Origin of the sequence: Lactobacillus gasseri ATCC 33323 = JCM 1131, assembly GCF_000014425.1 — a bacterium.
Classification (GTDB): Bacteria; Bacillota; Bacilli; order Lactobacillales; family Lactobacillaceae; genus Lactobacillus; species Lactobacillus gasseri.
The window spans coordinates 1,439,277-1,464,979 of the sequence record NC_008530.1 but is presented as its reverse complement, the minus strand read 5'-3'; the positions used below and the strand labels follow the sequence as shown (position 1 = coordinate 1,464,979).

At 37.8% G+C, this 25,703-nt stretch carries 23 protein-coding genes, 1 tRNA gene and 1 pseudogene; 15 read left to right on the top strand and 10 right to left on the bottom strand.

All coding sequences use genetic code 11. From position 1 onward, the window contains the following. Position 1: 1 nt before the first annotated feature. From LGAS_RS07235 to LGAS_RS07205, 7 genes are all read right to left on the bottom strand, one after another. Positions 2 to 388, bottom strand: a complete 387-nt coding sequence (locus LGAS_RS07235; protein ID WP_011678947.1) for a DUF7768 domain-containing protein — start codon at positions 386 to 388, stop codon at positions 2 to 4. An 84-nt stretch (positions 389 to 472) separates the two neighbouring features. After that, positions 473 to 2,407: a DNA polymerase gene (locus tag LGAS_RS07230; RefSeq protein WP_003652763.1), complete on the bottom strand. Its 1,935-nt coding sequence runs from the start codon at positions 2,405 to 2,407 to the stop codon at positions 473 to 475. A 54-nt stretch (positions 2,408 to 2,461) separates the two neighbouring features. Further along, positions 2,462 to 3,013, bottom strand: coding sequence for a DUF2815 family protein (locus LGAS_RS07225; RefSeq protein WP_003652761.1), 552 nt, complete (start codon positions 3,011 to 3,013; stop codon positions 2,462 to 2,464). A gap of 1 nt (position 3,014) precedes the next feature. Then, positions 3,015 to 4,154, bottom strand: a complete 1,140-nt coding sequence (locus tag LGAS_RS07220) for a DUF2800 domain-containing protein (protein WP_003652759.1) — start codon at positions 4,152 to 4,154, stop codon at positions 3,015 to 3,017. After that, complete coding sequence (locus LGAS_RS07215) at positions 4,151 to 4,468, bottom strand: hypothetical protein (RefSeq protein ID WP_003652756.1); 318 nt, start codon at positions 4,466 to 4,468, stop codon at positions 4,151 to 4,153. The genes LGAS_RS07220 and LGAS_RS07215 overlap by 4 nt, the downstream gene beginning before the upstream one ends. Next, a complete protein-coding gene (locus tag LGAS_RS07210; protein WP_021314872.1) occupies positions 4,452 to 4,652 on the bottom strand; it encodes a hypothetical protein in 201 nt (66 codons plus the stop codon). The genes LGAS_RS07215 and LGAS_RS07210 overlap by 17 nt, the downstream gene beginning before the upstream one ends. A gap of 97 nt (positions 4,653 to 4,749) precedes the next feature. Next, a complete protein-coding gene (locus tag LGAS_RS07205; protein WP_021314871.1) occupies positions 4,750 to 5,268 on the bottom strand; it encodes a sigma-70 RNA polymerase sigma factor region 4 domain-containing protein in 519 nt (172 codons plus the stop codon). A 373-nt stretch (positions 5,269 to 5,641) separates the two neighbouring features. On the opposite strand from LGAS_RS07205, the gene LGAS_RS07200 reads away from it, so the two are divergent. The 12 genes and pseudogenes from LGAS_RS07200 to LGAS_RS07145 all read left to right on the top strand — a co-directional run bounded on the left by LGAS_RS07200 (position 5,642) and on the right by LGAS_RS07145 (position 20,320). Beyond that, positions 5,642 to 6,862: an ABC-three component system protein gene (locus tag LGAS_RS07200; RefSeq protein ID WP_041807422.1), complete on the top strand. Its 1,221-nt coding sequence runs from the start codon at positions 5,642 to 5,644 to the stop codon at positions 6,860 to 6,862. After that, on the top strand, positions 6,852 to 7,079 hold the full coding sequence (locus tag LGAS_RS07195; protein WP_003652749.1) for an ABC-three component system middle component 7: 228 nt from the start codon (positions 6,852 to 6,854) through the stop codon (positions 7,077 to 7,079). The genes LGAS_RS07200 and LGAS_RS07195 overlap by 11 nt, the downstream gene beginning before the upstream one ends. Further along, positions 7,063 to 8,718, top strand: coding sequence for a DUF2326 domain-containing protein (locus LGAS_RS07190; RefSeq protein ID WP_011678942.1), 1,656 nt, complete (start codon positions 7,063 to 7,065; stop codon positions 8,716 to 8,718). Before LGAS_RS07195 ends, LGAS_RS07190 begins: the two co-directional genes overlap by 17 nt. Then, positions 8,699 to 8,947, top strand: coding sequence for a helix-turn-helix domain-containing protein (locus LGAS_RS07185; protein WP_011678941.1), 249 nt, complete (start codon positions 8,699 to 8,701; stop codon positions 8,945 to 8,947). The genes LGAS_RS07190 and LGAS_RS07185 overlap by 20 nt, the downstream gene beginning before the upstream one ends. 3 nt (positions 8,948 to 8,950) lie before the next feature. Then, positions 8,951 to 10,862 (top strand): annotated as a pseudogene (locus tag LGAS_RS07180) (DNA methyltransferase). A 4-nt stretch (positions 10,863 to 10,866) separates the two neighbouring features. Continuing rightward, positions 10,867 to 13,842, top strand: coding sequence for a type III restriction-modification system endonuclease (locus tag LGAS_RS07175; RefSeq protein ID WP_003652741.1), 2,976 nt, complete (start codon positions 10,867 to 10,869; stop codon positions 13,840 to 13,842). Between the two features lies 1 nt (position 13,843). Continuing rightward, positions 13,844 to 15,136: a ParB N-terminal domain-containing protein gene (locus tag LGAS_RS07170; RefSeq protein WP_003652740.1), complete on the top strand. Its 1,293-nt coding sequence runs from the start codon at positions 13,844 to 13,846 to the stop codon at positions 15,134 to 15,136. Beyond that, positions 15,117 to 17,009: an SNF2-related protein gene (locus LGAS_RS07165; protein ID WP_003652738.1), complete on the top strand. Its 1,893-nt coding sequence runs from the start codon at positions 15,117 to 15,119 to the stop codon at positions 17,007 to 17,009. Before LGAS_RS07170 ends, LGAS_RS07165 begins: the two co-directional genes overlap by 20 nt. Then, positions 17,009 to 17,380 carry a hypothetical protein gene (locus LGAS_RS07160; RefSeq protein ID WP_003652736.1) on the top strand — a complete coding sequence of 124 codons (372 nt, stop codon included), beginning with the start codon at positions 17,009 to 17,011 and terminating at the stop codon, positions 17,378 to 17,380. The genes LGAS_RS07165 and LGAS_RS07160 overlap by 1 nt, the downstream gene beginning before the upstream one ends. A 394-nt stretch (positions 17,381 to 17,774) precedes the next feature. After that, on the top strand, positions 17,775 to 18,812 hold the full coding sequence (locus tag LGAS_RS07155) for a serine hydrolase domain-containing protein (RefSeq protein ID WP_003646873.1): 1,038 nt from the start codon (positions 17,775 to 17,777) through the stop codon (positions 18,810 to 18,812). Beyond that, entirely contained in the window at positions 18,812 to 19,597 is a 786-nt protein-coding gene (locus LGAS_RS07150) for an aminoglycoside 3'-phosphotransferase (RefSeq protein WP_003646874.1), read from the top strand. Before LGAS_RS07155 ends, LGAS_RS07150 begins: the two co-directional genes overlap by 1 nt. A 198-nt stretch (positions 19,598 to 19,795) precedes the next feature. After that, entirely contained in the window at positions 19,796 to 20,320 is a 525-nt protein-coding gene (locus tag LGAS_RS07145) for an NUDIX domain-containing protein (protein ID WP_003646875.1), read from the top strand. 25 nt (positions 20,321 to 20,345) lie between these two features. Here LGAS_RS07145 and LGAS_RS07140 read toward each other — a convergent pair whose 3' ends face one another. After that, positions 20,346 to 20,729, bottom strand: coding sequence for a hypothetical protein (locus LGAS_RS07140; RefSeq protein ID WP_003652733.1), 384 nt, complete (start codon positions 20,727 to 20,729; stop codon positions 20,346 to 20,348). Beyond that, complete coding sequence (locus LGAS_RS07135; protein ID WP_003646877.1) at positions 20,722 to 22,041, bottom strand: Y-family DNA polymerase; 1,320 nt, start codon at positions 22,039 to 22,041, stop codon at positions 20,722 to 20,724. The genes LGAS_RS07140 and LGAS_RS07135 overlap by 8 nt, the downstream gene beginning before the upstream one ends. Before the next feature lie 145 nt (positions 22,042 to 22,186). Here LGAS_RS07135 and LGAS_RS07130 point away from each other — a divergent pair. Beyond that, a tRNA-Leu gene (locus LGAS_RS07130) sits at positions 22,187 to 22,270 on the top strand. A 36-nt stretch (positions 22,271 to 22,306) separates the two neighbouring features. Here LGAS_RS07130 and LGAS_RS07125 read toward each other — a convergent pair. Further along, the gene (locus LGAS_RS07125) at positions 22,307 to 23,155 is read right to left on the bottom strand and encodes an RluA family pseudouridine synthase (protein ID WP_003646878.1); all 849 of its coding nucleotides are present in this window, start codon (positions 23,153 to 23,155) and stop codon (positions 22,307 to 22,309) included. 106 nt (positions 23,156 to 23,261) lie between these two features. Between LGAS_RS07125 and LGAS_RS07120 the strand changes: the two genes are divergently transcribed. Both LGAS_RS07120 and LGAS_RS07115 read left to right on the top strand, forming a co-directional pair. Further along, positions 23,262 to 25,319, top strand: a complete 2,058-nt coding sequence (locus LGAS_RS07120; RefSeq protein ID WP_003646879.1) for a PBP1A family penicillin-binding protein — start codon at positions 23,262 to 23,264, stop codon at positions 25,317 to 25,319. Between the two features lie 25 nt (positions 25,320 to 25,344). Beyond that, positions 25,345 to 25,698, top strand: coding sequence for a YlbF family regulator (locus tag LGAS_RS07115; RefSeq protein ID WP_003646880.1), 354 nt, complete (start codon positions 25,345 to 25,347; stop codon positions 25,696 to 25,698). Positions 25,699 to 25,703 lie beyond the last annotated feature (5 nt).

Sequence of the window (25,703 nt, the reverse complement as noted above, 5' to 3'; positions counted from 1 at the left end):
CTTAGCAATCCTCCATTCTTGTATTAAAGTATCGAACTTCTTTATTCTTCCGTTTGGCAAGGCGGATGAAGTAGCGTGTATCGTGAGTTGGGCTGCCAAACGACCAAGCCTCCGCACACTTGGTTAGCAGCACGATATTGATAAAGGCTGCTATTTGAAATTCTTTCGAGTTATGCAGGTTAATAAATTGTGGTAAGTAAAGCTGTGGACAAACCGGAATGCCGCCTTTTTGGTAGACAAAGCGGCAGTAAAAGCGAACTGCCATAATGTCCGCTGAATTACCTTTTATTACTTCGGTAAAGGGTGCGATCACAAAGATCATCGGACGATAGTTGGGATTCGGTTTGTTATTACGCAGCTTGGCAATTGCCGTGGTTGCTTCTGACATAAATTCAGATCCTTTCTAATATTTTGAGAACTCAAAAAGCCCTCACTGATAAGCCAGATGAGGGCAGAAAGTAAACCATTATGATTAATCTTTTTTGTAAAAATCACTGACAAAACCGGCCGCGTTGAGAATCAAGCCATCAGCCCAGCGTGGTACTTCGGTCATTATCTTGACCATCTTTTCTAATGAATAGTTGGCTGGAGCATCGATTACGGCCTCATCATGTATGTGCATAACAACAGGATTACCTGCATCCTCTAAACGTCGCATTGCTTCAGCTAAGAGGTCACGGCTGGTTGCTTGAACAATGTTTTCAACAAGTTTTGCGCCATATGTTTCAATACGATCCCACTTTTTCACTGCATTGATACCCATAAAGGTAATTGATTCGCTGCCAAAACGGTTAATACCAATTTTGGGCTTGGAGTAACAAAGCTTGCGTCCAGAGCGTAATCGTAAGAACATGCAGCCACTACGATAAATAAACTTTATTCCGTGGGTGGCTTGCGGTAGATGTGATTTAATGCATTCTTTTGCTGCTTTGTCGATATCCCACCAAAACTGTACGATGTGGGGGCTGGCATTACGCCACATTTGTACCAATGAATGTAATTCTTCCTCGGTTAGACCTAAATTAGTCGCACCCATAGCTTTGAGTGCTCCGATGGAGCCACCATACCCTAATGCAAGTTCAGCAATCTTGCCTTTTTGCCGGAGTTCGCCATTAACTCCGTGTTTAACAACGGGAACGCCAAACATCTGACTAGCGGATGCACAGTAGATGTCCTCATTATTAGCGAAAGCTTTTTGTCGCCATTCTTCACCCGACAGCCAGGCAATCACCCGCGCTTCAACGGCCGAAAAGTCAGCCACATAGAAATGGTGCCCTTGGCTGGGGATGAAGGCGGTCCTAATTAATTGTGATAGGACGTCTGGTACTGAGTCGTAAAGCATCGAAAGAGCAGTAGTGTTGCCTTGTTTAACTAGTTCACGAGCTTCTTCTAGGTCAGGCATTGAATTTCGAGGAAGGTTTTGTACTTGTACTAAGCGCCCAGCCCACCGACCAGTCCGATTGGCCCCATAAAATTGTAAGAGTCCATGAACGCGGCCATCTCGGCACATTGCTTTTTGCATTGCCTGATACTTCTTTACACTAGATTTTGATAACAGTTGACGCAGGCTTAGAACTTGATGAACCTTACCGGTGGTAGTTTGCAAAAGCTGAGCTACTGAGGCTTTGGATAGAGAGTCGATATTCATTCCCCGCTGGTTGAGCCAATCTTTTAACTGCAGTGGTGAGTTGGGATTGGCCAGGCCAGTTAGTTTCTGCGAAACTTGCAAGTATTGATCGTGAAAATTTTCCTGACATTTAATGGCGTTGTTGACCAGTTGTTGATCAATCCGAATACCACGATCATTAATATCCTGATCCATCCAGTAGTTTTCCCATTCATTTTGGGAGACTGGGAAGCGTTCGAGCTTCTGGGTGATTTCCATTTCAACTTCAACGTCACGTTGGTTGTACTGCTTGAATTGCTGCCATTTGTCAGGTGCATGATAAGGAAAATTACGTGTACGATTTTGATTAGATTTGGTTGGCTTGCAGGGAGTACAAAAGTAGCGCACGAGTTCTTTCCCAGCCGTAATTTTCTGACGAGGAAGCCCTAAAACAGTACCCACGTCGCTTAACGATAAGGGTAGACCAAGGGTAGCCGACCAAACTCGCGAACAGTGCCAACCGGCTGGCTTTAAGCGATGCCCAACGAAACGTGATAGGCAAACTCGTTCAAATTGAGCATTAAATGCACTTTTGATAATGGTGGGATCATCTAGGGCTTTAACGATTGGTTGTGGAATTTTTTCACCTTGAGTTAAGTCCACCACCTTGACTGGTCCCAAGTCAGTGGCATAACCAAAGAGCAAAAGTTCAAAATCGTCGCTATCAGCATAGCGATAAACACCAGTTTGATTCAGGTTGGTACTAGAATAAGTTTCGATATCAATCGAGATTTGCTTCATTAGGAATCCTTTCTACAAAAAATGGGTAGCCAAAGTGACTACCCGTTTTCTGATTTAAGCTAAGAAATCATCGTCGCTACTATCATCAATGGCAGTGAAGTCATTGCTAGCACTAGCATGTCCACCTAGTGGTTCACCATCGCGAATCTTTTGAATGTTACCAAGACCACAGGCGATGCCTCGATTACCGTTGGTGTTAAAAGCATAGAAGTTAATGGAAACGCGAGCGTAGCAGCCACTGTAAACTTCGTTGCGATCAAGAATTGGTTGGACATGCTTGTCTACAATTTGGGGAGCCGTAATTGAATTAGCGTTGATAAAGTAACTATCTTGGTAGGCAGCATCATCGCGTTCAACGTCACCGTCGCGAAGTGGAAGCTTCAGAGTAGCTTTGTTAGGTTTCTTGCCACCAAACTTTCCAATGCCTTCTTGGATGGCAGCATCGATGGCTTTCTCAATGGCAGTAATTGTTTTCTGATCTGACTTAGGGATGATCAGACTGACTGAGTATTTTTCTTTACCGCCATTAATGGACTTTGGTTCCCAGATGTTGGCGTAAGAAAGACGAGTGTTAATACCAGTAACGATCTTAGTTTGTTGTGACATATTATTTTTCCTCCTTAAATTCATCCTTGGGGTTTGATTTACCAATACCCTGGCGCCGATCAGAATTTGGTACTAGGGTTGGTTTACCCGCGGGCTTAACAATTTCCTGACTGAACAGTTCGGTAAATTTCTTCTTGCCGAGCTGTTTTTCTAACTTTGTAATTGGCAGTAGCTTCTTTTGGTAAATATTGTGATAGCCATTAGCTTCAGCAATTTTTGCTACAGCTGCTTCATTCTTATAGTGTCGGACGGATCGACCTTCGACGATTTTGTAACCTGGCCACTGCTTGCCATGGTTGATGGCTAAATCAGCAGCGTAATCTTTAACTTCGTGAGCCCAGCGGTTTAAGTCATCGATATGTTCCAGAACCTCAGTAACTTCTTTGTCCGTTAACAGATTGGGAGAGCAAAGCTGAAAACGAGTAAGTTTATGGTGGTAGTCATATCGGGCACGTAGCACTGCGTTGCAAGCAGAGAATTGACACCAGGGACCATAACGAATAGTACCTTTGCCAGCAAAAGCTAATTCGGCCTTTTGCTTGAGTTCGGTGTTAGCCCAGTGCATGAGCTGCTTGGCATCAATCCTCCAAGTACTAATATTGGCCATGCGAGGTTGAAAAATTATAATTTTGATTTCGTCAACGTTGTACAAGTTACCGAACATTTCTAGGGCACCAATGGCGTAGAGCTTCATCTGTGGATTATTCTTGGCTTCCACTCGGACACCTTTCCCATATTTGAAGTCGATAATATGAAGTAGGTGGTCAGAAGCAATCACACAGTCGCCAGTGCCGAAGCCTTCAGGAACATATTGAGAGAAGTCCAGTTTCTGTTCTACGCGGATGGTGGCGTCAGGTGCGTATTCTTTTGCTTGTTCGTATTGTTCCATGACGTAGCTGGCATAATCGTCAGTCAGACTCTCCATCTCATCAGATTGGTAGTCAGAAGATGGGCGTTTGAACTTATCACCAAGCAGTCGATGAATCTTATACTCTCCCAAAGCATGAGCAGCCGTTCCTTCGGCGGCAGCATTGGAAGTGGAGTGCGGAAAATATTGTTCCAATCGTGGGAGTGGCGGAGCACTTAACCAACGGTTGGCACTAGAAGCTGATAGCAAAGCGTGATGTTTTGGTGAACTCATTGTCCTAACCCCTCCGCACTATAGTAGAGGTTCTCGTAATCCTTGGGGTCCACGTCAGAGAGCTTTTCGGCACCAAACTTATGCAGCAAGGCTTTCACTTGGGTGGTGTAGCCTTCGGCACTCTTCTTTGCTAGCATCTTGCGGACAGTTACTTTATCTTTTATTGGATCGCGCTTTGGCTGCTCATCATTACATTGCTCTCCATTTTGATTGCTTGATAGCAATTCATGAAGGGATAGAATAGCTTCTTTGGTTTGATCGATCAGGTTCTCAGCTTCCTTGAGTTTTAAATCAAGATCATTCATTGCGCTCATAGGAATCCTCCTTTACTTCGTTAATCTGTAACTGTTGAACATCCTTGCCAGGTGTGATCACCATCAAGTGATGTGGTTTACCGAGTAGTAAACGGAGCAATCGTTCACGGATCGTGACGTTGCGCATGCTGACAATGCCATCTTGAGGATGGTTGGTAAGCTTAATTGACACTTTATTCGTCATCTTTTATCTCCTTTCAAATCACTGTGTGGGTCATTCCTCACATCTATTTGCCAGGAGAAGAAAAAAAGTGAACCATCTCTGGCTCACTTTTTCTTAATTACTTTTTGATCCCGTAGAATTGGCGCAGCTTTGCTAAGCCAGCTTTAACATGTCTACCAGCCATGACATTACTGATACCCATATTGTTGGCGATTTGCCTTTTTCTGAGTTTCAGACAGTAGTAGCTCAGGACAGCATACCGCTGTTTGATAGTTAAAGTCTTTAAAGCATCTGGTAATTGATTAGCTAATTGTTGGCGGAGTTGATTATCTTCATTTTTAATTAACATATCTAACAAATGATCTTTCCCGTAAACAGACGTGATTTCCATAGAATACCTATCCGCTAACGTATCGATTGCATTAATGTCGGGATCTTCTAATGAGGTAGCAAAGAACTTATCTTGATGCCTTTCATTTCGATGATCTGAATTGTATTGATCATGATTAAAGTCAAATACAATATTTCCCTGCGCTTTGGTAATTGTAGTTACCTGATTTCCCATGTGCTTTACCCTAACGATTAACTTGCCGTCCTTTTCACCGATTAATTCATACTCACTGTTATCTGTTTTCATTAATAAAACCTCCATTCCGGTCTCCCGAAACGAAGGCAAAGGACAAAAAGAGCCACTGGTAGTGTGCAAAACAGTCCGAAACTTATTCGTTTCGGGACTGCAGCAAACCTTCCAGTGGCTGGTTGCAGTTAAAGTATTCAATTTGGTAAGCATGCTGGAACATCGTTAGCTTGACGATGCATGCTGAATTAAATAGATAAAATTCACGATCGCCTAAATAATATTGAGAAACGCATATGTAAACGGTATACTTAAATAGTGAATTGAATCATTATCTTTAATTCACAATTAGTATATTGGAAACAAGAATTTGACCCCGGACAGTTTGAGACAAAATCGGGCATTTTTTGTCCGAAAGTAGAGTGTGATTAATATGGAATTTTCTGATTTCTTTGACATAATGTGGACTTACCTGGCTGACCCAGAATCTAAAGAAAGCAACAAAGAAGGCCGACCAGAGTTCCTTAAAAATTTAATTGATATGTTGATCCGTGAACCGCAAACAGAAGAGGAAGACCAAAAAGCGGAAAACGGAGATTTAAATCCGTTAAATAATAAGGAAGCAGACACGATTAACAAGTACTGTTCTGGATCCAGAAAAATTCCAAAAAAAGATGCAAAAGATATCTTGAAAAGAATCAGTGATGGAAATCGATTTTTTGAAAGAATTGTTTTTGCAGCTCCTGGGGCAAAAAAAGGTATTAGAGATGAACTTAGAAAAAGAAGTTTTAATGTTACTTCTGCTTCATTAGGTAAAGTATGTTTTGACATAATGAAAGCCTTCCTAGAAAAATTTAAGGAAGGAAAAAGTTCTGTGACTGAATCCGATATTGCAGATGATAAAAAGAATGTTACCTACTTAAAGTTAGTTCACGATGTTCAATTTAAATGTCCGCTATGTGGACGAGAATTGATTACTGATGGAGATACTGAAGCAATTGCAGGATATGATGTGGTCCATATTTTTCCAGCCAATCTATCAATGGAAGGTAAAGCAGAATTTTCCAAAATAAAAAAAGCACCTGAAAATTCAGATGCTTTGGAAAATAAAATTCCCTTGTGCTTAAATTGTGCAAATCTTTATCTCGAGAATCCAACATTAAAGAATTATCAAACCTTAGTTAATGAAAAAAGACGTATTGATATTGAACACAAACTCGCCAAAGGACTTAATCAGTTAACCTTAGAAGATAATTTAATCAAAGCTATAAAGGGCTTAAAAGAGATAAAGCCCGATAAGATTACTAATTCCATTTCTTATGATGCGCATAAGATAGAAGAAAAGATTAACAATGACTACCCTTTGCAAGGTGCTGTTCAATTTTATGTTATGGGTTACTACAACAAAATAAGAGATCAATTCTCAAGTATGGAGGGTAACTCGTTCAGTTTTGATGACCTGGCCACAACAATTAAATTGGCATATATCAAATTTAAACGAGAAGGATTAAGTCAGAGTGAAGTGTTTAATCATCTGGCTCATTGGATTCTTGACAAAGAACATTTGGAAAATGATTTTATAGAAGCGGCGAGAATTTTAGTTGCTTTCTTTGTACAAAATTGTGAGGTGTTTGAAGTTGAAAATGCCCAGTAAAGTTACTGATTATAAAGAGAGTACACTAGCCAATCTACCTAAAATTTTAAAAGCCTTAGATAAGGATGCTATGAATCCACAACAACTTTTTGCAGCCACAAAAAGATATTTTGATGATGTTGGCGAATTTGTTGAGTCCTTAGATTGTTTATTTACTTTGGGTAAAATTCGCATTGATAAAGAGACAGGTGTGATACACAGTGTTAAAGCAAATTAGTTGTGATCAATTTATTATTGATGGAAAGGTTCGAGGACCAATAAATTTTGGTAAAGGGCTAAATGTTGTACTAGGTGGAAAGGGTGGAACTAATTCAATAGGGAAATCTACCTTTTTAATGATCTTAGATTTCGTGTTTGGAGGGAATGATTACGTAAAGAAGGATAGCGACGTTCAAAAGAATGTTGGACAGCATACTATCAAATTTATTTTTGAATTTAATGGTAAAGACTACTATTTTTCAAGATCCACTGAGGATTTTCAAAACATCAATGTCTGCGATGAAAATTTTAAGCCTTTAGCGGATAAAAGGATGACAAGGGATGAATATTTAAAGTTCTTATCTAAAAAATATAATTTGGACCTGCCTGGATTATCTTTTAGAAACGCTGTTAGCAGATTTATTCGGGTTTATAACCGTCAAACAGTGAATGAAAGAAGACCGTTGCAAGCTGTTAATCAGGAACAGGGCAAGCAACAGGTTTATAGTTTGTTGAAGCTATTTGATAGATATTCTCCGATAGAGGCGAGGGAAAAAGCTGCAAGTGACGCTGATAAAGCCTATAAAGTATTTAAAAATGCAGGTGCGTTTAAGTATGTGCCAATAGTAGATACTAAAAAACAGTTCAAAGAAAACGTTGATAAAATTTCTGAACTTAAAGATGAGCTATCTGATCTAGAATCAAAGAATAATGAAGGAACATTGAATCTAGATGAAATACAGGCCGAACATCTTAGAAATATTAGAGAAAATTTATCAAAACTGAGAGACTGCAAGAATACATATATTAGTAGACTTAATGTTGTTAAGGCTAATGAGCAAGCTGGGCCTGGTAAATTTAGAAGCAATTATCGAGAATTACAACAATTCTTCCCGGACATTGATTTAAACAGGATAGAAGAAATCGACAAGTTTCATCATCAAGTTACCAAGTTTTTGAAAGAGGAATTTGAAAAAGAGAAGAATTCTCTAGAGACAAACATTAGTGAAATTGATCATCATATTAACGAGCTAGTAACTGAAGCTAGAAAAATCAAAAATCAACAAGCTCCTAACGTTCAAACGGCTATTCTTAATGACTATGCTGATAAAAAAGCTGAACTTAAAAGGTTGGAAGACGAAAATAAAAATTATGAGAAGAAAAAAGAACTTAAAGAAGCGCAAAAAGATCAAAATGAAGCTTTAAAAACAACTGTGAATACTCAGCTTGCGGAAGTTCAGCACTTACTAAATGAAAAAATGGCCAAGCTAAATGAAGAGATATGTGGTTCATCCTCTTTTCAGCCGCCCCATATTGAATTGAAAGCTAACAATTATTCCTTTGAAACTATTAATGATCAAGGAACAGGTACCTCATTTAAAGGTCTAATTCTTTTTGATCAGGCATGCTTAGAGTTAACCAGATTACCGTTCTTTATTCATGATTCTTTGATGTTCTCTAACATTGAAATAGATCGCAAGGATAAGATCATTGAAATGTATGGAAAGGAAAATAAACAGGTTTTCATTTCTATTGATACTATTGATCTTCTTTCAGACAAGGCACAACAAATTATAAAAAAGCACACTGTTCTTACATTAGAGCGTGGTGGTAAAGAGTTATTTGGGAGATCTTGGAATGAACAACAATCAAACTAAGTTAAAAATCAACTATAAGATGAGCTACAAAAAATTATGGAAGTTACTAATTGACAGAGGCATGCAAAAAAAGGATTTGCAAAAACAATGTGATATTAGTGCAGCATCTATTGCTAAGCTAGGAAAAAATGCCAACGTTACTACAGATCTTTTAATGAAGATATGCTCAGGGTTAAATTGTAACCTTGCCGATATTTGTGAAACAGAACGCATCAACACAGGAGAATAATTAATGCAAACAGATAATGAAAAATACAATGAAACTGTACAGCCAAACACAGCTTTCTTAAATGAACTGAAAGAAAAGTTGCCCGAATTTTTTACCAAAGAAGGATCTTTTGATCTTGATAAGTTCAAGGACCAATTGAAAGACAAAAATGTGAATGAGCTGAGCGAAGGATATCAATTAGACTTTATCGGTAAAGACTATGCACGTCGCCAGGCAGGTGAAATGCCGAGTACTGTAATTGTACCCGATGAAAAGCAAAATCAAGGTGAAGGAAAAGATAGTAAGAATCTCTTTTTCACCGGCGATAACTTAGAAGTGCTGCGTCATTTGCAGAACAATTATCAAAACAAGATTGATGTTATTTACATTGATCCACCGTATAACACTGGTAGCGATGGCTTTGTTTATCCCGATTCTTTTGAATATAGTGATGAGAAATTGAAAGATATGTTTGGCTTAGACGATGACCAAGTTGAGCGTCTTAAAAGCATCCAAGGGAAATCTAGTCATTCCGCTTGGCTTACATTTATGTACCCAAGATTGATACTAGCTAAGAGATTTTTAGCTAATTCAGGTGTAATATTTATTTCCATTGACGATAATGAAAGCACGAATTTGAAAGAAATTTGTGATGAAATTTTTGGCGAAAATAATTTTGTTGCGAATATTGCGTGGAGACGTCAGGATGGTCAATCAAATATTGGCTCTTTAGCTAAAGTAAAAGAGTATATACTTGTTTACTCTAAGTCAGATACCTTTAAAATTGGACATTTGCCCTTATCTGAAAAAGCAAAGAAAGATTATAAATATCATGACAAACGTGGATATTACGGTAGGGGACGTCTAAGAGAACCTGTTCGGGGTCGTTTTAATTATGATGTAAGAACACCAAGTGGAGATATAGCTAAGGGTCCATGGCTAATACCTGAAAATGAGTTTATAGAATTAAAAAAGAAAGACCTCATTCACTGGCCCGAAAAGAATGGTGGTTCGCCTCGACGAAAGATTTATCTAAAAGATATGCTTAATAAGGGGCAGATTCCTAATGATTTTTGGGGGGATAGAATATGGAACTAATCAAAGAGGAAGTAATGAGGTACAAGAGCTTTTTGGTAAAAGATATTTTAATTTTCCAAAACCAACATCATTAATAAAAATGTTAGTTAGAATTGGAGGCAACAAATATGCAACTGTAATGGACTTTTTCGCTGGCTCCTCCACAACCGCTGATGCAGTTATGCAACTCAATGCCGAAGATGACGGCCATCGTAGATTCATTATGGTGCAGCTTCCTGAACAAACTTACCATACTAACAAAGATGGCAAAGAAGTACCAACTAAGGGTGGTAAAACTGCATATGACGCTGGCTTCAGATCCATTGATCAGATTTCACGTGAGCGTATTCGTCGTGCTGCCAAAAAGATTCGTGAAGATAATGAATTAACTTTGCCAGAAGACTTTGATGGTAGTTTTAAGCACTACCGGGTAGTGAAACCTGTTAAGCAAACTCTCGAAGACATTGATGACTTCGATCCAAATAACACTAATTTATTTACCAATATGGTTGATGGGTTTTCTAGCCAAGCATTGAACATTGATGGGGATGCTAGCGGTGAAGAAACAATTTTAACTACTTGGTTAGCTAAAGATGGTTATGCATTTGATGCTGATGTGCAGGATGTAAAATTTGGCAACTACACTGCACATAAAGTTGAAGATAACAGACTTTACTTAATCAATGAGGGATGGGGTGCCGACCAGACTAAAGAGTTGCTGAACCAGCTTGGCACACACCAATTAGAAGTTCAATCCGTAGTTCTTTTTGGCTATTCATTTAACGTTGCTGAATTACGTGAACTGGAAAATGGTCTTAAGCAGTTAGACAGTAAAGTTACGTTAATCAAGAGGTACTAGTGTCATGAAGATTAAACTTGAAACTTTACAACACCAAACTGATGCACTAACTGCGATCGATAAGGCTTTTCCCGGAATTGATACCACGACTAATGATCCAAATGCCAATTACATTTACGCTAATCCTTTAATTAGGTACCGTTATAACGATAAAGCAAATATCGATATCAAAATGGAAACTGGTACCGGGAAGACCTATGTCTACACCCGGATGATGTACGACCTTCATCAAAAATATGGTCTCTTCAAATTCGTCATTGCCGTACCCAGTCCAAGTATTAAGGAAGGTACTCGCAGCTTTATTACTAGCGATTATGCTAAACAGCATTTTAGCGAATTTTATGAAAATACCCGTGTACAATTAAACGTCATTAACGCAGGTGATTTTAGTGCGCGCTCAGGGCGCCGGAACTTTCCCGCTCAACTTTCTGAATTTGTGGAAGCTACTCGACAGAACGCTAATCAAATTGAAGTATTGCTGGTTAACCAGGGGATGCTGCATTCAAAGTCCATGCACCGTGATGACTATGATCAAACTTTATTAGGTGGCGAAACATCTCCAATTAAAGCTATTGCAGCTACTCGGCCCGTAGTGATTATTGATGAACCACAACGTTTCCCTCGTGGTAAGAAATTTTACGAGGACATCGAAGAAATGAAGCCTCAGTTGATTGTTCGGTTTGGGGCTACATTTCCAGAAACGACTAGTGGACGGGGTAAAAATAAGATCACTAAGATTGATTATTATCGTGGTGAACCTCAATTTAACTTAGATGCTGTTGATAGTTTTAACCAAGGCTTGGTTAAGGGAATTGATATTGATTATCCTGACATGACTGAGGAGCAAGCTAATAATCTATATAAGGTTAAACAGGTTAAAGCTAAAGGACTTATTCTTACAAAGGGGAAGAAAGAATACCAACTTAGCGTGGGCGAAAACTTAGCAGATGTTGATCCAGGTTTTGAAGGAAACATTACTTACGCTGGAGGGACAGACCGTGAATTATCTAATGGGTTGGCTTTATCTAAAGATATGAAACTTATTCCTGGTACCTTTGCTCAGAATTATCAGGATGAAATTATCTCTCAAGCCTTAGATTGTCATTTTAAAGCAGAAGAAGAGAACTTTCTGCGCCTAAATTCGGGTGATAATGCTCCTAAAATCAAGACTCTATCATTATTCTTTATCGACAGTATTTCCAGTTTTCGTGGGGAAAATAATGGTAAAGGATGGTTGGCCCAACACTTTGAAAAGATTTTAACCAAGAAGCTGAAGAAACTAATTGAACGTTATGAATTAGCTATCGATGACCGAGAAAAGGAATATCACTCCTTTTTACAAGCAACATTAAAGAGCTTACAGTCTGAACATCAGGACGTCTATGCTGGTTATTTCAGCGAAGATCGTGGAAGCTCCGATGCTGATATCCAAGCAGAAGTTGAAGATATTTTAAGCAATAAGGAAAAGTTGCTTAGCTTCAAAGATAAAGATGGCAACTGGCTGACGCGCCGTTTTCTATTCTCTAAGTGGACGTTACGTGAAGGTTGGGATAATCCAAATGTCTTTACGATTGCTAAGTTACGAACTTCCGGTTCAGAGATTAGTAAGATTCAGGAAGTTGGTCGTGGCTTACGTTTGCCAGTTGATGAAACTGGACACCGCCTTAACCAAGATGAATGGCAAAGTCGTTTATCATTCTTGATTGGTTATGATGAGCGTGATTTTGCCCAGAAACTGGTTGGCGAAATCAATGATGATTCACCAATTAAGTTGAACCAAGAAGAACTTACTGACGATATGATTGAGCTAATTGTCCAGGCCAAACAAAAAGCTGATCCACAATTCAATGAAGATCAGCTGCTTGATGACCTGGATGATCACAATGTAATTACCCGTTCTAACAAGTTCAAAGCAAATGTTGAACTTGATGGTCAAACGATGTCCGGCTATGATGCGTTATGCCAACTTTATCCAGAACTTGAACAGCAGACTAAAGTTGCTAAGGGGAGAGTTCGGGATAAGAATTCTAAGGATAACACAGTGGTTAAGCTGCGAAAACAAAACTGGCAGCAACTAAAGAATTTGTGGCTGCAGTTGGCCAAGCGACAGATGATAAAGTTTGATCCGTCGGTTAATCAGGATGCTGAAACTGTGGCTCGTAATGTCTTCAATGATAGCGATAATAAGATTTTCGTTCTGCAGCGGCCACAAATGGTCCACCAAGAAGTGGTTACTGATAATAGTTCGGCATCTGTTCGAGAAACGCAGGCCGACTATAATACTGAATATTTGACCATGAAATATGGTAAGTTCCTTAAAATCCTGGCTCAGCAAACAGATCTATCTGTAAACTTATTGAACAACTTAATGATTAAGGCCATTAAGAGGTTAAGGAATAATACTAACTACATCAATGAAAAGACACTGGGGAACTTAATTCGAACTTTTAATAATCAATTTAACGAACGAATCAAAACTTCTTATAGTTATGAACCCTTGAAATTTTCAGCTTCTACTTCGATTTATAATGCCAAGAAACATGAATTTGTAGATTCAGTACCTGCTAGTGTCCTGGGTGTATATCAGTCAAATTCAACTTCTGATGAAAAGTACTTGTATGATCGGCCACCACTACGTTATGACAGTGCTGATCCAGAATTAAAGATTTTACAGCGCTCATATGGACCTAAGATTAGTGTCTTTGGTAAGTTACCAAAGAAGGCAATTAAGATACCTCGCTTCGATAACGGTACTACTACACCTGACTTTATTTTTAAGATTGAACATGGTAGTAAGCCAATCTATTTGGTGATCGAAGCCAAAGCTGAAAACATGCGTTTAGGTGATGAAGAAATAAGGATTATTCAACAAAAGTACTTCGATCATTTAAAGGAATCTGGAGTTTACTATCAGATGGCTACTAGCGAGCAGGAAGTACATGATTTGATCAATAAATTGGAAAATGGGGAGTTGAACTGAAATGTTGTCGCTAATCGAATTAGCTAAAGAGGGAAAGTTAGAGAAAACCGGTGCCAAGCCCAAGTTACCGATTAAGGTTGATGGGGTTAGCTCTGAAACGTTGGATGTTTACAAGATTCCACTAGAATATGTCTATTACAACGATAAGAATGGACGAATTGCGACCGGAATCTCTCAGTATCGCGATGAATTACACCCAGCAAATGATCAAGAAGATCCGCAATATAACAATTTTGTTGCTAAGTTGATTGAACAGGATAATTCATCAGCATTAAAGCGGACTGAGAAATCGATCAAAGAATCTGGTCAACAGGTTTATGGTTATGTTCTTGATGATGGTCGGATCGTTGATGGTAATCGTCGTTATACTGCCTTACGTGATATTCACCAAACGTCTGGACGAACGGTTTATTTTGAGGCCGTTGTTTTACCATTCTCATATGACAACACTACTGAACGAGCTAAAATCAAGAAATTGGAATTGGCCATTCAGATGGGTGTTGAAGAGAGGCAAAATTATGACCCGGTTGATTTGGCAGTTGACATTTACCAGACTACCAGTGGTGATAACCCAATTATGACCCAAGCGGATTATGCAGCTGACTCACATATGCGTCCGACAGAAGTTAAGAAATATTATGATGGTGCGGTCTACATGAAAAAGTTTCTAGAGTTTATTGGGGCTCCAGAAAATAACTTTAATATTATCAAAGAAAGCAAAGTTTGGTCGCTGTTCTATGAAATGGGTAAGTCACTGTCCAAAAATTTTGGTGATGATCCAGAGTCACAAGTTCGTAAAAATGAAACCATGAATTCTTACTTTGGCGTGATCCTTTATCAAATTCACGTGGGCGTTAGTGGGAATACTGCCAGAACTCATATACGTGAATATAGTAAAAATATCGTTAACAGTGTGGATAACGAAGACTTTAACGATGATGTTGCGGACATGGTGGACGATTTATCCGACTCTCTCCAGGATGATGAAATTAAGAATACCTCTGATTTAATGCAGAGTTTGACTGATGAAAATGAAACGGTTGAATCGCTAGGGGATACATTTGATACCTACATGCGAAATGCCCGCAACAGTGAGTCTGTAGATAAGTTCATTCGCAATATCAAGCAGAATGTTAAATACTACCATGATCTGAATGAAGATGGCGGATTAATTGGAAGTTTACGTTATAACGAGGTTAGTGAGGATCAGTTAAAGGAACTCCAAAAATATATGCGGGATTTAAATCAATTAAGTAAGGAGTTGTTCAGCAAGTATGGAGACGAAATCAGATAGTCCAATTATCATTAAAAATGATGCGGGCCTGTTTCAATTATTAGATGACGATCACCATACTCTGAAAACTAAGACTGCTCAGCGCGGCTTAGCAATTTTTGCTCCTTACTTCGAAGATGCTAAACAACGAACATTTAAACAAGATTTGACTTATGTTCAGTTACTTGAATTAGTCAAGAAGCTTAATCGTCGTCTGAAGCGTAAGGGATTACCCGAAGTCCAAACGAGTAATAAGTTTGATCAGTTTGTACAGCAACGACAGTATTACATTAAAGAACAAAGTCAGGCTGGGTTAACTATCAAAGATGGTGATCCTCGTTGGCAGCAAGAATTTGATAATTTCAAAACGATTGTTAGTCAAGAGATTACGCGGCCATTAAAGCCAGAGCAAGAAAAAGCTAGTTTCTTTATGACTATCATGAAACGAGCCGCTAACTTTTCAGTTCCTGGTGCTGGGAAGACTGCCATGATGTATGGAACTTTTGCCTACTTGTCTAGTCCTAGAGTGAATGAAGTTGATAAGCTCCTTGTAGTGTCACCATTAAATGCATTCGCTGCCTGGCGGACAGAATTTGAAGCTGTGTTTGGACCAAAACGGCAGCTTCATTATCTTAATATGCGGGATAAGAAGTACAATAATAATCCTGGAGTAGTTAAGCATGATTGGGTTCAAGCAGATGTGATTACGATTAACTATGAATCTTTACAAAGTAAGCTGAACATCATCAATGACTTACTGGATTCTAAAACTATGTTAGTTTTTGACGAAGTTCACCGAGTAAAAGGTGTCGGTGGTCAGCGTGCTAAGGCTGCTCTAAGTCTTAGTCAGGCACCGCATTATCGGTACGTTTTAACTGGAACACCAATTCCAAATGGCTTTAGAGACATCTACAACTTTTTGCATTTGATGTACCCTGATGAATACTCATCCTTCTTTGCTTGGGACCTAACAACCTTAAACAATATTGATTCAGAAGATGTGAACAAAAAACTGTCATCATTTTTCTGGCGGACCAATAAAGAAGATTTACATGTACCAAAACCCGACCCCGACATTATTAAAGAAGTTGAACCATCAAAGAATCAGCAGATGTTGTCACAGGCTATTTATGAAACTGAAAATGGTACTTTGGCTACTTTTATTAGATTGCTGCAAGCTTCAACTAATCCAGAATTACTAGCAACCAACATTAACTATAAAGAGTTAGGTCTTGTAGATGCGGATTCTGGTGTTTGGGATAAGCAAGCCTCAACTGTGGAAAAAGAAAATGCCAGCAGTGGGGATGCTTATAAGAAATATAATCTGGCCAAAATTGAGTCACCCAAGTTTGAACTGGGCATTGATCTGATCGACAAACTAGTTAGCCAGGGTAAAAAAGTTCTTGTTTGGGGGATGTTTGTCGGTACCATGCAAAAGATTACCGATACTCTCAACGGTATGGGAATCAAGACTACATTGGTTTATGGTGCTACTCCAAAACAAGATCGTGAAGGAATGATTAATAATTTCCGTACTGGTGATGCGCAAGTACTGGTATCGAATCCTAATACGTTAGGTGAATCTATTTCTTTGCATCAAACTGTGCACGATGCTGTCTACTTTGAATATAACTTCAACCTGACATTTATGTTGCAGTCGCGGGATCGGATCAATCGATTGGGACTATCAGCTGATCAATACACTCGTTACTATTATTTGATGACCAAAGGTGATGTTGCCCACACTGGCTTTATTGACAGTACAGTGTATAAGAAGCTGAAGGATAAAGAAAAGGTCATGCTCGATGCCATTGATGGTCAATTGCTTGTTCCGGAATATACCGATGATTATCTGCAAGAAGTTAAGGATATTGTCATGGGGAGGTATAAATAATGAAAACTATTCAACCAAATGAAAATATTACCTTAGAAGAACTTCAAGAAAGAGTTAAATATATCTTGTCGTTTAAGCCTCGTTTAGAGAAATTAATGAATACCGATATAGTGCAGGGAGTAGAGATGGCAAGAATCTTACGGCAATTTATTAGTGCCGAGGATAAAGAATTGACTAAAGCAAAGTATGATAGCTTAATAAATAGAGATAAATATTTATCAAATTATAGGGGCTTTATCCGGGAATTTAGACAGTTTGATGGAAACATTACTCCGGAGAATTTGCATAGCTTTATTTTTGAAATCACCTCGGCTCATAGTTCTGTTGAAATGCATGTTTTATTTCCCACAAACGATCAGATACCTTTTTAGGTCCCATATTTTCCCGCAAACCAGTAGCAATTTGGAACTTGCTGTTCATCTCAAAATCAAGGCAATATTGGACGTTATGCAAGCGAGTTAACAAACTCAATGCTTTTTATTAGGCAAAGCAAATTAGTTAGTGTGGCGGTTTATCCAGAATGTGTAATTAACCATAATAGCTCGTGGCATGTTGAAGCAGTGACGGTGCTTGAGAAGAAATAATAATAAATTTTATTAATAGTAGGTGTACTTTTCCATAAATAAGTGGAATTAGTACACTTTTTATTTATGCTGGTTGCTTGAGAGGACTGATAGATTAGGCATACAATTAAAGAAAAGTAATTAAGGAAATTCTGCAAAAAATATCATCTTGTACTTTGCGCGGTAAATGAAAGGAATAGTTATGCATCATAAAAAAATTATCTTCTATATCTTTTTGGCGCTCTGTATGTTTTCAGTGTTTTTATTTATTGTACCTTCAGGAAGCAGGATAGATCCTGGACTTAAAAACTCACAAAGACAGCTTAAAAATTACATGAAATCGAATCATATCAATGGTGTGATGCTCGTTAGCGGAAAAGACGGAAAACCTGTTGTCATTAAGAATAATGAAACGTCTAACAAAAATGACATAGTAAATGTGGATCAACTATTTCCAACTGCTTCCTTGCAAAAGATTATGACAGGAACTGCAATTTATAATTTGCAGCAAAAAAAGGAGCTTGGTTGGAATACGACTTTATCTAAATATTATCCACAAGTTTCAGGCAGCAGCGATATAACGATTCGTGAATTGATGAATCATACAAGTGGATTGATTAATAATGCTCGTCCATCTGAACCGCTTAAAAATCAAGAAGAACAAATTGCTTATATGCTTAAATATATGCAAAACGATCACCTTCATACGTGGGACTATCAAGATGTAGACTACGAGTTATTAGCAGCAATTATCAGTAAGGAAAGTCATTTGAGCTATAACGACTATATTCAAAAAAATTTTGCTAAGCCATTAAAATTGCACCAAATTAAGGATTATTCTGAAGTTAAGCAAAATGAAGTTTCTCAACCAATGAGTAGCAATGTTGACTGGCATAAGGTAGTTGTTACGACATCATCTGATTTTGGAGCAGGAAACTTATTTATATCACCTAATGATTATTGGAAGTTTGTGTATAACAAAGTGTTAAAAGATCCTAAGATGATTAATGAATATGCTCAGCAAGCTAGACGTCAGGCAGTCGCTTACTATGGCGGGGTCTACTTCAAGGGGGATGTTATCCGAGCAGAAGGAAGTATTCCAGGATATAATTCTTGTTTTGTCGCAAACTATAGAACGAAAGAAATGATTATGCTGTTTTCTAATAATATTAATTACTTAACATTAAAGAAAGCATCTGATTATTTGCTTCGTCATTATATGGGGACGGGACTATTTTAATGAAAAAGACGCTGATTGATAAAATTCCAAATAAAGTACCGCAAGAATTGAAGCATTTGATTGCTGGTGCAGATATTTATGACAGTTCGTCATCTCCTGAGGCTCGTGTATATTTTATTGATAGGGATGGCGGTTATTATTTAAAATGCGCCAAAACTGGTACACTTGAAAAAGAAGCTAAAATGACGCAATACTTTCATTCCAAAAATTTAGGCGCTGAAGTGTTGAATTATAGTTCAAACGATCATGATTGGCTGTTAACAAAAGCGGTTGTAGGTAAAGATTGTGTCGATAACGAATATTTAGCTAATCCGAAACGTTTATACGATACAATTGCTACCGAATTAAGAAAATTGCATGAAATAGACTATAGTGACTGCCCAGTGATGAATCGAACGACCGAATATTTGGCAAAAGCTGAAAATAATTATCGGACAGGAAATTATGATAAATCGAGTTTTCCAGACAGTTTTGGCTATCGGTCAGCTGAACAAGCTCATGAAGTTTTATCAGCAGGTAAAGATGCCTTGCAAAGCAAAGTTTTACTGCATGGAGATTACTGTTTACCAAATATTATTTTGGATAACTGGAAATTTTCAGGATTTATTGATCTTGATTGCGCAGGTGTTGGCGATCGCCATATTGATCTGTTTTGGGGAGTTTGGACACTATGGTTTAATTTGAAGACTAATCAATATCGCGATCGTTTTTTAGACGCTTATGGTAGAGATAAGGTAGATGAAGAATTGATCAAAGTTGTTGCTGCTGCCGAAGTTTTTGGATAAAGTATTAAAAAATAGGTACTAGTAAGGAGAAAGTATGAAAAAGTTTGAATATCAAAATAAAAATAAAAGTTTTAAAACTTCTGTAACGTTTTATAATTTTTAAGAGTCAAAAGAAATTTTGAAAAATAAGATAAAGAACTTTAAGCTATCTTGGCCAATTAAGATTAAAATCGAAAAGTAAGTTGATATGGAGAAAAAATGCCAGAACTAAACCTCGAATTACAAGACACACAATGGCCGAAAACCTATATCGATCATGATCGACAAATTGTTCGTGCGATTGTAGTTGACGATCAACAAAAGTATTACTTTGTAAGAGTACAGAGAGATGATGATTTCGGTAAGGGTATCTTCATTGAAACATCTGGTGGCGGAGTTGAAGCAGGCGAAGACCTAACTACAGCACTTAAAAGAGAGCTAAAAGAAGAATTGGGCGTAAATGTCGATATTCTTTGTAAGATTGGCACAGTAAGCGACTATTATAGCTTAATTCATCGGCACAACATTAATAATTACTTTTTATGTAAAATAGTTTCTTTTGGTGAAAAACATCTAACGCAAGCAGAAATTGAAGATTTTCATTTATCAACGTTAAAGTTAACTTATGAAGAAGCGGTTGATGCGTATAAAAAACAAACTAGTACTAAGTTGGGACAGCTGATTACCAACCGAGAATTACCGATTCTCAAACAAGCAGAAGAACTAATAAGCAATTATATGTAAAAAGTGAGATATGGACGATTCAAGTTCATATCTCATTTTTGTTTATTCTTAATATTTCCACATGATTAATATCTTCAATTTCAACTGCGTACCCTGAAATAATTATCTGACTATTATGATAACCATCAACAAAACCAGTAATATCTTTTCTAAATTCATTATTATAGTTACGATTTTTAAGTTGCAATCGAATTTGATAATGGTTGCTAAAAGCTTTAAATAAAATCTTACTTATTTCTTCTAGGTCCATTTCTGTCTCTTTTTTATAAGTAGTATTAGCTTTCTGATTATCTTTATTTATTTGAACAGTATGATCACTTAAGAAAAAGCCACCCCATTTCTGCATTCCACGGTCGTGATAATTTTTGAAAAAATTTTGGATCTCTTTATCAAAATTCGCATTATTCATAAGCGTTACCTCCGTTATGTCCACCAACTAAATTACTGCGTTCAATAGCAGTCGCACCTTTGAGTAGGCTAGAAGCTTTGACTAGCGAAGTGAAACCATGCTCTTTTCGTATTTTGTCAACAATGTGGTCTAATTTATATCTTTTAATTTGCAGATCAAAGTCTTCAAGCATATTTAATTGTTGTGTACCATCAGGTGATAAGTCGGTGTAGCTGACACTAATCGTACGAACGCTTTCTCTATGCCAGTTTTCGCGAAATAAAGCAATCAGTTCTTTTACTAAGTCATGGTTTACATTAGTTGGAGTAATTTTACGTTGAACGCCAAAACCACCGCGTTTAGTAGTTTCCGTCAATTGAAAAAGGGAAAAGCCAATATACAGACTAACTTTGCCCGCTCGTAAATTATGGGCGCGAATACGGGCCGCGACTTGCTCACCAATTTCTCTAATGACCAGTTCTATTTCACGTTGATTGAAATAATCCCGCGTTAAAACTTGAGAGTTACCATAGCTTTTACTTTTGGGATGATATTTTTGTCTGATGATACTACGGTCGACGCCCCAACTTTCTGCCAATAATTGTTCACCAATAATTCCAAATTCTTTTTTTAGAAGATAAGGACTAGAGTGAGCTAAGTCATACATATTGTTAATTCCGATTTTTCTTAACCGATTAGCAGTGCGAGTATTTATTCCCCAAACATCTTCTAATTTTTCTATTTTCCAAATAGTATCGGGGACGTCAAGATAATGCCAAAAAGCAAGCATCGATTTTTTGTGTTTAGCAGAATTATCCATTGCTAGTTTAGCCAAAAGAGGATTTTCACCGATTCCGCAAGTAGTATAAAGTCCCAAAGCATCATGAATATCTTTTTGAATTTTGCGTGCAACATAATAGGGACCATTGCCAAAGAGTTTCCAAGAATCAGTCATGTCGATCATTCCTTCATCGATGGAATACATGTGAATATCTTCGTTAGCCGCATATTTTCTGAAAATATCTAAGACTTGAACGCTGCGCTTAATATAAAGATTCATGTGGGGTTCAACTAGCTTTAAATCAGGGGCTTTCCATTTAGGCGGTAATTGGCGGACGCGCATAACATTATGCAAGCCATATTTTTTCTTAGCTAAAGGAGAGGCTGCCATAATTAAGCCGGATCCCCAGCAACTGTCAGGTTGTCTAGACACAACGGCTAAACAGGTTTCCATCGGATTAAGACCTAAACGAAGCGCCTCACAGGAGGCAAAAAAACTCTTATTATCAATCATAAAAATTAAGCGATGCGGTTCGTAGCGATAGTCATACATAATAATTACCTTTCAGCTGAACGTTTGTTCTTATTAATTGATATTATACGAACAATAGTTCGCAAATGCAACTTGGATTATTTTTAAATTATTTGACTTTTCAATTTTGCCAACTTTTTGGTATGATAGATATGTTCTACAAGTTGCCTCAATGGCGGAATTGGCAGACGCGCAGCGTTCAGGTCGCTGTTCACGCAAGTGAGTGCAGGTTCGACTCCTGTTTGAGGCATATGAAAAAAGAGATATGCATTTTTGCGTATCTCTTTTATTTTTCTATCAATTTAACAGTCTTACTTTCGAACTTAAAAGGCCCCATAAATGTGAGTTGATAAGCAGTTAGCTGTAATTTTTCCCCATTTTGATAATTTGGATTATATAGTGGATCCCCAATAATTGGAGCACCGAGCGCTGCTAAGTGAACTCTAATCTGATGTGTGCGCCCAGTTTCTAGAGTAAGTTTTACCAGTTCCTTATTTTCACATTCTTTAATTACTTCATAATGAGTAATCGCCTTTTGACCATCGAGGCGTACCATTCTTTTTCTTTGATCGTCAGGATCGTGCCCAATGGATAAAGAAATTGTTCCGCTTTGCTTTAACTGGTTTGATTTAGAAACCCATGCTAAGTATTCGCGGTGCAAGGTTTTATTAGTTAATTGCCGATTTAAGATTGGAACAACAGCCGGATTTTTAGCCACTAATAATAAACCATTTGTAAGCATATCAAGGCGGTGAACAATAAAGGGACTGTAGCCTAGGTAAGTAGCACAATCATTTAACGCAGTATCTTTTTCATCTAAATTTGGGTGCGTTTTTTGCCCAGTAGGTTTATCAATTACTAGAATATCTGAATCTTCATATACGACTTTAGGTAATTTTCCACTAGCAGGATAAGTTTGTTGGTCACTTTCGACATGATCTAGATAAATATCAATCTTGTCACCAGCTTTTACTAAAAAATTAAGTGGTAAGTAATGATCATTAATTAAAATCTGTTTTTCAGTACGCAAAAAATGACGCCATTTTCTTGGAATTAATAATTTGCGCATTAATTCGTTAACACTTATTGGTCCTAAATTTGCAGGATATGTAAGAAAATAATGGTATGTGGTCATCTTTTCCACCTTATCTAATTTTTAACTTTTAAAATACTAGTTTTCAAATAAAGATATGCTAAAATCGTCATATTAGGTTTATTGACGAAAAGGGAGTTTTAATTTTATGCATTCCCAAAATCACGAGTTTTGGCATCGCGTTCATTTAGCGATTAAAAACTTCAACCACCGTTTTCAAATTTGGCGTTGGTTAATTTTAATATTGCTGTCGTGTTGTTTGTTCGTTTGTACTTATTATACCGTTAAGGTAAAAACTTCAAACATCTCTAACATGAAGGCAGCTCTTTCTACTACAACTACTATTTATGATAATAAAAATCAAAAGGCGGGTTCGCTTTATTCGCAAAAAGGTTCTTTTGTAGAATTAAGTCAGATTTCGCCTTATATTCAAGATGCTGTGATTGCGACAGAAGACCGAACTTTTTATAAAAATCCTGGTTTTAGTGTTAAGGGAATGGCTAGAGCTGCCATAAGTAGTGTAATTCACCACGGTATTGTCGGTGGTGGTTCAACGCTAACGCAGCAGCTAGCAAAGAATGCCTTACTAACGCAAAAGCAGACTTTTTCTAGAAAATTAGAAGAGCTCTTTTTTGCAATCGAGATTAATCGTGTCTACTCTAAAAAAGATATTCTAACCATGTACTTGAACAACGCTTACTTTGGTAATGGTGTTTGGGGAGTTCAAGATGCTGCAAGGCGTTATTTTGGTAAAAATGCGAGCGATGTAACAGTAGGTGAAGCAGCTACTATTACCGGGATGCTGAGAAGTCCCAGTTATTATAATCCTATTGACCATATGGATAATGCAATTTCACGGCGTAATGTTGTGCTAGGCTTGATGGCTGATACAGGGAAGATCTCTGAGACTCAGGCTGATAATGCTAAAAAGACGACATTAACTTTAGAAGATACATTTTCTCAAGAAGATGGTTATCGCTATCCTTACTTCTTTGACGCAGTTGTGGATGAAGCAATTGATCGTTATGGCTTAAAAGAAGAAGATGTAATGAACAAGGGCTTAAAGATTTACACTACTCTTGATACTGGCTATCAAAGTGCCTTGCAAGACAGTTTTGAAGAAAGCTGGAATTTCCCGTCAAATGCTAGTGATGGAACCAAAGTTCAAGGTGCAAGCGTCGCAATGGATCCTAAGACGGGAGCTGTTCGAGCAATAGTTGGCGGAAGAGGGCAACATGTCTTTCGAGGCTATAATCGTGCCACGCAGATGAAGCGTCAGCCTGGTTCAACGATGAAGCCACTGGCTGTTTATTCGCCAGCTCTGCAAAGTGGCTATCACTACGATTCTGAACTTTCTAATAAATTACAAAAATTTGGCAAAAATGGTTATGAACCAAAAAATGTTGATAATCAATACTCAAATAAGATTCCAATGTATGAGGCTCTAGCACAAAGTAAAAATGTTCCAGCTGTTTGGTTATTAGACAAAATTGGTGTCAGCAAGGGTGTTCAATCTGTTGAAAACTTCGGCATTCATGTTAATAAGAGTGACCAAAACTTGGCTTTAGCTTTAGGTGGTTTGTCGACTGGTGTTTCTCCAATGCAGATGGCGAGAGCTTACAGCGCTTTTGCTAATGAAGGAAACTTGCCAAATCAGTCTTACTGTATTACTAAAATTACTGATGCTAGCGGGAATGTAATTGCTCAAAACAAGAATCCTGGCAGTCACCGAATAATTTCTACTAATACTGCAAAAGAAATGACCTCTATGCTTTTAGGCGTTTTCACTTCTGGTACTGGTAGATCAGCTCAGCCGGCAAACTTTAGAGTAGCTGGTAAAACTGGATCAACAGAGGTGCCAGATAGTTATGGCTTTGGTACGAAAGATCAATGGATTGTTGGTTATACTCCAGATGTTGTTTTGTCAACTTGGGTTGGTTTTGATAAGACGGATCAAAATCACTACATGGAAGGAATTTCTGAAACAGGAATTACGCACCTTTATAAGTCTGAGTTAGAACGCTTGCTGCCATATACTTCGCAAACGCAATTTAAGGAAAAGAGCGCTCAGCAAATTTCTCAAGATACAGGTGCAAATTCAGACTGGCTCGGTAATATTGGAAAACAAGTACAAAAAGGAATCAATGATACTGGGTCTAAGTTTAACGAATGGTATAATAACCTTAAAGGACTTTTAGGTCAGTAAAAATAAAGGAGATTTAATTATAAAAATGGTTAATATTTATGATAATGCCAACCAAATGGCAAAGGACTTACAAGAAACTGAACAATTTAAGGATTTAAAGAAATCTCTTGAAAACTTAAAGAACAAGCCAGAAAGTTTAGACTTGTACCAAAGAATGGATAAGCTTCAACAACAAATCTTGGCTGCTCAAAATTCAGGTCAACCACTTTCTGACGATGTTAAGAAAGAATACCAAAAGATTAACGAAGAAGTTCGTAATAACGACGAATTAAAGGACATGATCACTAAGGAACAAGCTCTCTTCCAAATGATTAATGATGTTCAACAAGCTATGACTAAGCCGATTGGCGATTTATATGATGATTTAAAGGCAAAATAATTAAT

Coding starts and splice junctions, on each gene's coding strand:
- LGAS_RS07235 (WP_011678947.1), bottom strand. CDS start 388: ATGTCAGAAGCAACCACGGCAATTGCCAAGCTGCGTAATAACAAACCG.
- LGAS_RS07230 (WP_003652763.1), bottom strand. CDS start 2,407: ATGAAGCAAATCTCGATTGATATCGAAACTTATTCTAGTACCAACCTG.
- LGAS_RS07225 (WP_003652761.1), bottom strand. CDS start 3,013: ATGTCACAACAAACTAAGATCGTTACTGGTATTAACACTCGTCTTTCT.
- LGAS_RS07220 (WP_003652759.1), bottom strand. CDS start 4,154: ATGAGTTCACCAAAACATCACGCTTTGCTATCAGCTTCTAGTGCCAAC.
- LGAS_RS07215 (WP_003652756.1), bottom strand. CDS start 4,468: ATGAGCGCAATGAATGATCTTGATTTAAAACTCAAGGAAGCTGAGAAC.
- LGAS_RS07210 (WP_021314872.1), bottom strand. CDS start 4,652: ATGACGAATAAAGTGTCAATTAAGCTTACCAACCATCCTCAAGATGGC.
- LGAS_RS07205 (WP_021314871.1), bottom strand. CDS start 5,268: ATGAAAACAGATAACAGTGAGTATGAATTAATCGGTGAAAAGGACGGC.
- LGAS_RS07200 (WP_041807422.1), top strand. CDS start 5,642: ATGGAATTTTCTGATTTCTTTGACATAATGTGGACTTACCTGGCTGAC.
- LGAS_RS07195 (WP_003652749.1), top strand. CDS start 6,852: ATGCCCAGTAAAGTTACTGATTATAAAGAGAGTACACTAGCCAATCTA.
- LGAS_RS07185 (WP_011678941.1), top strand. CDS start 8,699: ATGAACAACAATCAAACTAAGTTAAAAATCAACTATAAGATGAGCTAC.
- LGAS_RS07175 (WP_003652741.1), top strand. CDS start 10,867: ATGAAGATTAAACTTGAAACTTTACAACACCAAACTGATGCACTAACT.
- LGAS_RS07170 (WP_003652740.1), top strand. CDS start 13,844: ATGTTGTCGCTAATCGAATTAGCTAAAGAGGGAAAGTTAGAGAAAACC.
- LGAS_RS07165 (WP_003652738.1), top strand. CDS start 15,117: ATGGAGACGAAATCAGATAGTCCAATTATCATTAAAAATGATGCGGGC.
- LGAS_RS07160 (WP_003652736.1), top strand. CDS start 17,009: ATGAAAACTATTCAACCAAATGAAAATATTACCTTAGAAGAACTTCAA.
- LGAS_RS07155 (WP_003646873.1), top strand. CDS start 17,775: ATGCATCATAAAAAAATTATCTTCTATATCTTTTTGGCGCTCTGTATG.
- LGAS_RS07150 (WP_003646874.1), top strand. CDS start 18,812: ATGAAAAAGACGCTGATTGATAAAATTCCAAATAAAGTACCGCAAGAA.
- LGAS_RS07145 (WP_003646875.1), top strand. CDS start 19,796: ATGCCAGAACTAAACCTCGAATTACAAGACACACAATGGCCGAAAACC.
- LGAS_RS07140 (WP_003652733.1), bottom strand. CDS start 20,729: ATGAATAATGCGAATTTTGATAAAGAGATCCAAAATTTTTTCAAAAAT.
- LGAS_RS07135 (WP_003646877.1), bottom strand. CDS start 22,041: ATGTATGACTATCGCTACGAACCGCATCGCTTAATTTTTATGATTGAT.
- LGAS_RS07125 (WP_003646878.1), bottom strand. CDS start 23,155: ATGACCACATACCATTATTTTCTTACATATCCTGCAAATTTAGGACCA.
- LGAS_RS07120 (WP_003646879.1), top strand. CDS start 23,262: ATGCATTCCCAAAATCACGAGTTTTGGCATCGCGTTCATTTAGCGATT.
- LGAS_RS07115 (WP_003646880.1), top strand. CDS start 25,345: ATGGTTAATATTTATGATAATGCCAACCAAATGGCAAAGGACTTACAA.